We start from the raw sequence: 1,899 nt of genomic DNA on the forward strand, positions 1-1,899 counted from the left end.
GATTGAACCTGACTTTCACCTTTTGCTGATTGAACCTGACTTTCACCTTTTGCTACATCCAGACCAATGACTGGATCTATCGTTTATCTCCTCCTTGAAATACAATTAACCGGTAACCCCTATACCTCCATATGGTTTGATTTAGAATTAGTTAGCAAAATCCTACAGATATTATTCAGAATTTCAACAAGGAAAATTACGATTTTGCTATGATCTATACATCTATAATGAGTTAAAAAAAGAAAAAAATATTCGGTTTGAACATATTCATGATGGTCATATATGTATTGCAGTGGGTAAAAATTCTCCTTTTTATTCTTTGTTAAAGACTAATATACGTTAGCGATGATAAAAGAAATGATGTAATAATAATGGCAATAAGTGGACGTATTGCTTTGGTACGTAATTCTTTCAAGCTAATATTTAATCCTAATCCGGTCATTGACATTGTTAACATTAATGATGTGAAGTCTGCAATATCAGACATCACTTTTTGTGATACCAATACCTTATTACCAATGATATAGCTTCCTACAAAACTCATAACGATAAAGCCAATTAAAAACCATGGAAACTCGAATCTTGCCTCCCCTTCTATTTTTCCTTTCTTTTTCATCCAAAGCATGAGAATAAAGCAAACCGGAACTAATAGGAATACTCGTGTAAGTTTGGCAAGTAATGCGTGAGCAAGAGCATCCTGGCCTGCCGGGGCAGCAGCTAAAGCAACATGGCCTATCTCGTGTAGGCTGATTCCAACCCAATTTCCGTAGTTCATAGGACCAATTGATAAAAAAGGATATATTAACGTATAGATTATTGAAAACACTGTGCCGACTAATGCGATGATGCCTACTCCCATAGCCGTATCTTCATCTTTTGCTTTTATAATTGGCGATACGGCTGCGATGGCAGCTGCACCACAAATGCCTGTGCCGACACTTAATAATAAAGAAAGATTAAAATCTGCCTTTAGCCATTTTGCAATGATCATAAGAACAACAATTGAAAAAATGATCGTTATTGTCCCTCTTAGCAATAGAGGGAAACCCTGATGAAATATCACAATCATGTTAAGCTTTAATCCATAAAGTATGATGGCAAATCTCAATAGTTTTTTTGATGAAAATTGAATACCAGTACGTAATTTTTTTGGATATCCAAAAACCTGTCTATAAACCACAGCTAGTAAAATGGCACACGCAAGAGGTCCAATATGATTTAGACCTGGCAACGCTGCCAAAATAAAACCTAACACGGCTATGATCAATGTAAAACCAATTCCATAAATCAAAGAAACATTTAGCTTTTTTGCCGCTTTTTTTTGCTTATTTGGACTGGGAGTTATTAACGCTTTTTGTTCCAATGTTTTTCAACCCCTTATTTGGATTATTTATAATTTATCGTACCTAATGATTTACAATAAGGAAAATAAATGATTATTATAGTTATAAWAAGTAAATGCGATAGTAAGAAGGAGAACATATGGATCAACTATTATCTGTATTTATATCTGTGGCTGATAAAAGAAACTTTTCCAGAGCAGCGGAAGTGCTTCATATGACTCAGCCTGCAGTCAGCCAGCAAATTCAACAATTGGAAAAACATGTAGGTGCAAAACTACTTCTGCGAACAAACAAATCTGTCCAGCTAACTAAAGCAGGAGAAATAGTCTATTTACATGCTAAAGAAATAACAGGTTTATATAAACGAATGTCAATGTTAGTGAATGAATTAAATAACGAGCCAACAGGACCATTAAAAATTGGTGCCAGCTATACCTTTGGAGAGTATGTATTACCACATATACTTGCAAGAATGAAAAACCTATTTCCTAATATCTTCCCTTCGGTACAGATTGGCAACACAAGGGATATTGCCAAAGCAATCACAAGTCATGAG

2 protein-coding genes are annotated in these 1,899 nt (G+C 34.9%); one reads left to right on the forward strand and one right to left on the reverse strand.

From position 1 onward, the window contains the following. Nucleotides 1-322: 322 nt before the first annotated feature. Complete coding sequence (locus AC1DUW_RS27220; protein ID WP_083450748.1) at nucleotides 323-1,363, reverse strand: YeiH family protein; 1,041 nt, start codon at nucleotides 1,361-1,363, stop codon at nucleotides 323-325. Between the two features lie 119 nt (nucleotides 1,364-1,482). Here AC1DUW_RS27220 and AC1DUW_RS27225 point away from each other — a divergent pair. Then, a partial coding sequence (locus AC1DUW_RS27225) for a LysR family transcriptional regulator (protein ID WP_477643977.1) occupies nucleotides 1,483-1,899 on the forward strand: 417 nt, incomplete at its 3' end.

The organism is Peribacillus sp. P4_C12 (genome assembly GCF_056402095.1).